Below are 5,833 nucleotides of genomic sequence, written 5' to 3'. Positions count from 1 at the left end.
TACGCCGAAGGCCCCCTCGGCGTACACATCGAGAACCTGACAGTACGTCACTCTCCAGATGCGCCAGCGGTGTTGAGCGGACTGAGCCTGGACCTCCCGGCCGGGCGGCGCACGGTGCTGCTCGGCGCCAGCGGCTCGGGCAAGTCGACCCTGATCGCGGCGCTGCTGCGGTTCGTCCCGTACGAGGCCGGGAGCATCCGGGTCGCCGGGCGCGAACTGCGCGACTGCGCCGGGGCGGACGTACGGCGGACCGTCACGGGCATGACCCAGGACGCGCACCTCTTCCACGAGACGATCCGCGCGAACCTGCTGCTCGCCCGGCCCGGCGCCACCGAGTCCGCGCTGCGCGACGCGGCCCGCCGGGCCCGGATCCTGGAGTGGATCGACTCACTGCCCGACGGCTTCGACACCTACGTGGGGCAGGGCGGCACCGGGGTGTCGGGCGGCCAGCGGAGCCGGCTCCTGCTGGCCCGCGCACTGCTCGCCGATCCGCCCGTCCTCGTCCTGGACGAACCCACCGAGGGCCTCGACCCCGACACGGCCGCCGCCGTGCTCGCCGACGTCCTCGACGCCACCCGCGGCCGCACCACCCTGCTGGTCACCCACGACCGGGCGGGCCTCACAGCCGCCGACCGGATCGTGACGCTCGACGCCGGCCGCACCGCCTGACCACCCTCAGACCGCCGCCCCCGCCGCCCCACCCGTCCCGGCCGTCCACATACGCAGCTTCTCGGGGTTGCGCATGGCCCACAGATCGGTGACCCGGTCGCCGGACACCTCCAGCGCCATGACCGTCACGGTGACGCCGGCCTGCCGGATCACCAGCCCCGGCAGGCCGTTGACCATCCGTTCCTCGACGGTCAGGTCGGGCACTCGCTGGAACAGCTCGACAAGCCCCTGCGCGATCGCCTCGGCACCGGCGAGGGACCGCGCCCCGGCCTGGACGAGCCCGCCGGTGTCGGTGACCGCCTTGGCGTCGGGGTCGAGGAGTCCGACCAGGGCCTTGATGTCCTGCGCCTGCCAGGCCTGCCTGAAGTCGCTGACCACGGCGGCGCGTTCGGCGGTCGCCGGAGCCACCGGGGCCTGCGCGGCGCGGATGTGGCGGCGGGCGGAGGTGGCGAGCTGGCGGCAGGCTGCGGGGGCGCGGCCGACGACGTCGGCGATGTCGGCGAACGGGTAGCGGAAGACGTCGTGGAGGACGAAGGCGACGCGTTCGGCCGGGGTGAGCGAGTCGAGGACGACGAGGAAGGCCATGGTCACCGACTCGTCGAGGGTGACCCGGTCCGCCGGGTCGGCCGTGCCGTCCGGGCCGGCCGAGGACCGGCCCATGCTCCACCCGGCGCCGCCGGGCACCGGTTCGGGCAGCCACTCCCCCACGTACCGCTCCCGCCGGGCCCGCGCGGAACGCAGCTGGTCCAGGCAGATCCGCCCGGCGACCTTGGTCAGCCAGCCGCCGGGCGAGGCGATCTCCGCCTGCCGCTCGGGAGTCATCGCGTACCAGCGGGCGTACGTCTCCTGCACCACGTCCTCGGCGTCGGCCAGCGAGCCGAGCAGCCGGTACGCGAGATTGGTCAGCGCCCGCCGCTCGCTCATGACCGCGTCGAGGTCCGGGGCGGACTCCTGAGCCGGGGCCGGGGCCTGCCGGGTTTCGTCACGCCGCGGTCGGTCGTCGTCCTGCGGGGGCCGGGTGCTCATCGGGTCAGCGTCTCCTCGGGTCGCGTCTGCCGTCATGAGGTACGACGAGACGGCGCGCCCGTTCGTGAGGTGCCGTGCCGGGGCGGGGCGGACTCAGGTCGTCGTCGGCCACGACCGCAGCAGCGCCGCGATCCTGCCCGCGCCGCATCCCGCCGGGTCGAGGAGGAGGTCGCGCAGCGCGGTGGCGTCCTCGCGCGTGGGCTTGACGGTGATGCCGGACGCCTCCAGGTACATGACGCCGGTGGCGGCGGCGACGGCCAGGTTCGAGTGCTCCAGCCAACGGCACCGGCCCAGCACGTGGACGAGTGCGGCGGCGCGTGCGTAGGGCCCGTCGTACACCGGCTGTCCGAGCAGTTCGCCCCGGTGGGCGGCGACGGCGGCGACCGGGACGCCGTAGTCGTCCGGGGCCGGGTCGCCCGCTCCGGCGAGCTCGGCGACCTGGAGGATCCAGGGGACGTCGATGTGCAGCTCCATCAGGCGGCGTGCGCCCCCGGACCGCCGCGCCGGGCGGCGTCCTCCGCGTCGTCGAACACGCTCTGGTGCTCGTCGAGGAACCCGCGGGCGGCCGACAGACCACGGGCCCGCAGACCACTGACGTCGTCGAGCACGAGACGGGCCAGATAGTCCCCGATGGGCAGTCCCATCTCCTTCGCACGCGCCTTGGCCAGCTCAACGATCTCGTCGTCGACCCGGGCGCCCAGCTGTGTCTTGGCCATACAGCAACGGTAACAGGTGTTACCACCTACGGGGCGCCGGTTCGCCGAGTCCCGTCCGCTCCGCCGACGGCACCCAGCCGCACCCGGTGGCGCCGGAGGTCGACCTCGGTGACCTCCACCGTCATCAGCTCGCCCTCCTCGACAAGGTGATCCGGGGTCTCGACCGGCTCGTCGGTCAGCTCGGAGAGGTGAAGGAACCCCACGACCTCGTGAGCAAGCTGCACGAACACACCGAAGGGCACGATCTTGATGACGGGCCCGGTGAGAACCCGGCCGACCTGATCCGCGAACCGAATGAGTGGATCTTCTCGCAGAGCCTTCATGGAGAGCGTGACCTGTCCGGTGCGCGTCTCGGCAATGATCACCTCGGCGCTGATCCGCCGACCGGCTTCGACCGCCTCGGCGGGGTGGTTGATCCAGCCCCACGTCAGGTCCGGCACCCGGATGAAGCCAGTGCGCAGACCGTCCGGTTCGCCGTCGACGTGAACGAAGACCCCGAAGTTGTGAACCGCGGCAACCGTCCCCTCCACGACCTGTCCCCGTTCGAACGCGAGGAGGAAGGACCGCAAAGCCGGAATCTCGCACGCCCTGGCGGAGAGGTGAAGCTGACCCTCACGCCAACGCCCGATCTCCTCGGCATCGATCTCCTGGCCGACCTCGAACAGCTCGGCTGGATGCTCCACCCGACGCATCGACGCTTCCTGCCGGGGAATCCGACCGATCTCAGTCGCCCCTCGTTCGGCATCCGAGAGCTGCACCATGACGTCCACTCCGTCGAACCCGAGGACCTTCACCTTCCTCACGGGTCCCGGCTGAAGACGGTTGATCAAGGACTGCATGCGAGGGTCACGGGCCGGCTCGGACATGGAAGCGAGCCTATGCGGGAGACGCCCCAACTGGTTCGCTCAGGCGGCGAACCCGATCGCGGTCACGTACTCGTACTCGCCCCACTGCGAGCCCAGGTCGACCACGACGTCGTTCACCCAGACGTCGTCGAGCGCCGCGTCGTCGCCCGCGGACCAGGCCTGGACGATGCGGTCCCAGCGGCGGACGTTCATGGTCCGGTAGTCGATGACGCGCTGGAGCGGGCGGGGCACCTGCGACTGGTTGAGCGGGTGGAACTCGACGCGGGTGCCGCGGCCCTGGCGGTTGAGGCGGGCCAGCAGGTGCCGGGCGACGTTCGCGCGGCGCACCGTGCGGTACGCCGCCTCGATCCGGTCCAGGTTCTGCGCGGTCGGCTGCCGCTTGCCGTCGAGCCACGCCTTCAGCGTCCGGTCGGTCACGGTCAGCCCCGCATCGCGAGCCGCGGCGCGGGCGTGGTCGGTGCGGGTGAGGTAGCGCAGGCGCGCCATCAGACCGCGGTGCGCGGTGACGGGCGTGGCGACGAATCCGGCGAGCCGGTCGAGCTGCGCCGCGACGGCCTCGTGCCCCTTCACGCCCTGGGCACCGAACTTGCCGAACTCTAGGTTCCTGTCCGGCATGGGCTGGCCTTTCGTGTGGACGGGCTGGGGCGGTTCGCCCACATGGTACGGGCGGTGGGGGCCGGTTCGGGGCACGTGGGCGGGGAGTGGCGGCGCCCGCCGCGACCGGGGTGCCGCGTGACGCGTCTCAGTCCTGCGGCGTCCAGGCCGCCACCAGGTCCAGCAGTCCGGGGAAACGGGCGTTCAGGTCGTCGACGCGCACCTGGCTGCGCCGCTCCAGCCCGTACTGGCGCTGGCGCGTGACGCCCGCCTCGCGCAGCGCCTTGAAGTGGTGCGTGAGCGAGGACTTGGGCCGGTCGAGGCCGAACCAGCCGCAGGTGTGGTCGAAGCTCTCGGACTCCAGGAGGAGTTTGCGCACGATCGTCAGCCGCAGCGGGTCGCTGAGCGCACCGAGCACGGTCTCCAGACGCAGCTCGTCGACGGCCGGCTCCGGCAGGGGGTCGGGCAGCTCCGACAGCGCAGGTGACACGGACGACTCCTCTTCACGCATTCACGCATTCACGCATTGGCGCGTTGACGCAATTTCCTTTGTACGAGTTCAATCGTACTGCATGCTAAGTTCGACTCAACTCGTACTGCTGGAGGGCCGGCCAGTCGGCCCGATCGGGAGGATCCGTCATGTCCGAGACCAGGTCCGCAGCCGTGACCGCCACCGCGACAGCCGCCGGGGCGCCGCGCCGAACTGCCGCCGCGCGAGCGGGAGTCGGGCCCGACGCCCCGCTGTGGTGGGTGTGGCTCGCCGCCTGGCCGGTGACGGCCGTCTTCGTGCTGTCGAACGCGGCGACCCCGCTGTACGTGCTGTGGCAGCGCGACATCGGGTTCTCCAAGGGAACCCTGACCGTGGTGTTCGCCTTCTACATCGTCGGCCTCGTCGGGTCGTTGCTCGTCTCCGGCGTCGTCTCCGACCGTGTCGGGCGCAAGCCCGTCCTGCTGCCCGCGCTGGCCCTCGCCCTGATCGCCTGCCTCGTCTTCGCGACCGCCACGAGCGTGGCCGCGCTCATCGTGGCCCGGCTGTTCACCGGTGTCGCGGTCGGCGCCGTCGTGTCGGCGGGGATGGCCGCGGTGACCGACGTGGCCGGGCCCGGGCGCCGGCGGCTCGCCGCGCTGCTGGCGTCCTGCGCGATGGTGTTCGGCGCCGGACTCGGCCCGCTGCTGGCCGGGGTGCTCTCCGAGACGGCACCCGCGCCGACCGTCACCGTCTTCGTCGTCGAGGCCGTGCTGCTGGCCACCGCGGTGCTCGCCGTCCTGCGGATGCCGGTGAGGCGCCCCACGGCGCGGGCCGAGGGCGCCTGGATCCGGGTGCCCGCCGTGCCGCGCGGCAACGGCCGCCAACTCGCCCTGGGCATCGCCGTGTTCGCCCCCGGCATCACCGCCACGTCCTTCGTGCTCTCGCTCGGCCCGTCGCTGCTGTCCGGACTGCTCGGCACCACCAGCCGGATCGTCGCGGGGGCGATGGCGTTCGCGATGTTCCTCGCCGCGACCGGTGTGCAGTTCGCCGTGCAACGCCTGACCCGGCGCACCGTCCTCACGACGGGCGCGGCCGCCACCACGCTGAGCATGGTCACGCTGGTCGTCGCCGTGCACACCTCCTCCGCGCCGGTCCTGATCGCCGCCGCACTGCTGGCCGGGGCCGGGCAGGGGATGGGCCAGCTCGGCGGTCTGTCGCTGCTCAACTCCGGCGTCCCGGCCCAGCGCCTCGCCGAGGCCAACGCCGCGCTCAACATGGGTGGTTACCTCCTGGCCGGCGTCCTGCCCGTCTCGGCCGGCTACCTCAGCGACGCGGTCGGCCTGACGAACGGCGCCACCGTCTTCGCCGTCGTCCTGATGGCGCTCGCCGTGATCGGCGGCCTGGTGGTCCGCGCGACCCGGCGCCAGGTGACGGACCCGGCGTGACGGCGTAGCGAAGTGGCGGGCGGACGCGGACCACCAGGCCGCCGATCA

8 protein-coding genes are annotated in these 5,833 nt (G+C 72.6%); 2 read left to right on the top strand and 6 right to left on the bottom strand.

Annotated elements, in window-relative coordinates; genetic code table 11:
- Positions 1–72 precede the first annotated feature (72 nt).
- Complete coding sequence (locus tag M4J07_RS46345) at positions 73–669, top strand: ABC transporter ATP-binding protein (RefSeq protein WP_308284834.1); 597 nt, start codon at positions 73–75, stop codon at positions 667–669.
- A 6-nt stretch (positions 670–675) separates the two neighbouring features.
- On the opposite strand, the gene sigJ is transcribed toward M4J07_RS46345, so the two are convergent.
- The 6 genes from sigJ to M4J07_RS46315 all read right to left on the bottom strand — a co-directional run bounded on the left by sigJ (position 676) and on the right by M4J07_RS46315 (position 4,361).
- On the bottom strand, positions 676–1,593 hold the full coding sequence (gene sigJ / locus M4J07_RS46340; RefSeq protein WP_255983152.1) for an RNA polymerase sigma factor SigJ: 918 nt from the start codon (positions 1,591–1,593) through the stop codon (positions 676–678).
- A gap of 195 nt (positions 1,594–1,788) precedes the next feature.
- Positions 1,789–2,169: a fic family toxin-antitoxin system, toxin component gene (locus tag M4J07_RS46335; RefSeq protein ID WP_255983148.1), complete on the bottom strand. Its 381-nt coding sequence runs from the start codon at positions 2,167–2,169 to the stop codon at positions 1,789–1,791.
- Positions 2,169–2,411, bottom strand: coding sequence for a hypothetical protein (locus M4J07_RS46330; RefSeq protein WP_255983146.1), 243 nt, complete (start codon positions 2,409–2,411; stop codon positions 2,169–2,171). Before M4J07_RS46330 ends, M4J07_RS46335 begins: the two co-directional genes overlap by 1 nt.
- A gap of 26 nt (positions 2,412–2,437) precedes the next feature.
- Complete coding sequence (locus M4J07_RS46325; RefSeq protein ID WP_255983144.1) at positions 2,438–3,277, bottom strand: S1 RNA-binding domain-containing protein; 840 nt, start codon at positions 3,275–3,277, stop codon at positions 2,438–2,440.
- A gap of 39 nt (positions 3,278–3,316) precedes the next feature.
- On the bottom strand, positions 3,317–3,892 hold the full coding sequence (locus tag M4J07_RS46320; RefSeq protein ID WP_255983141.1) for a transcriptional regulator: 576 nt from the start codon (positions 3,890–3,892) through the stop codon (positions 3,317–3,319).
- Between the two features lie 127 nt (positions 3,893–4,019).
- Positions 4,020–4,361, bottom strand: coding sequence for an ArsR/SmtB family transcription factor (locus M4J07_RS46315; protein ID WP_374215199.1), 342 nt, complete (start codon positions 4,359–4,361; stop codon positions 4,020–4,022).
- Between the two features lie 149 nt (positions 4,362–4,510).
- Here M4J07_RS46315 and M4J07_RS46310 point away from each other — a divergent pair, with 149 nt between their 5' ends.
- Positions 4,511–5,785 (top strand): MFS transporter, encoded by a 1,275-nt coding sequence (locus M4J07_RS46310; RefSeq protein ID WP_255983137.1) that lies wholly within the window; start codon positions 4,511–4,513, stop codon positions 5,783–5,785.
- Positions 5,786–5,833: the final 48 nt, after the last annotated feature.

It is taken from the genome of Streptomyces longispororuber (assembly GCF_024448165.1).
Taxonomy (GTDB): Bacteria; Actinomycetota; Actinomycetes; order Streptomycetales; family Streptomycetaceae; genus Streptomyces; species Streptomyces longispororuber_A.
Note: the sequence above shows the minus strand (reverse complement) of the source record. Positions and strands in the feature narration are given on the sequence as shown.

Bases quoted from the DNA above. Each gene is read 5' to 3' on its own strand.
- sigJ (WP_255983152.1), bottom strand. From the start codon at position 1,593: ATGAGCGAGCGGCGGGCGCTGACCAATCTCGCGTACCGGCTGCTCGGC.
- M4J07_RS46335 (WP_255983148.1), bottom strand. From the start codon at position 2,169: ATGGAGCTGCACATCGACGTCCCCTGGATCCTCCAGGTCGCCGAGCTC.
- M4J07_RS46330 (WP_255983146.1), bottom strand. From the start codon at position 2,411: ATGGCCAAGACACAGCTGGGCGCCCGGGTCGACGACGAGATCGTTGAG.
- M4J07_RS46325 (WP_255983144.1), bottom strand. From the start codon at position 3,277: ATGTCCGAGCCGGCCCGTGACCCTCGCATGCAGTCCTTGATCAACCGT.
- M4J07_RS46320 (WP_255983141.1), bottom strand. From the start codon at position 3,892: ATGCCGGACAGGAACCTAGAGTTCGGCAAGTTCGGTGCCCAGGGCGTG.
- M4J07_RS46310 (WP_255983137.1), top strand. From the start codon at position 4,511: ATGTCCGAGACCAGGTCCGCAGCCGTGACCGCCACCGCGACAGCCGCC.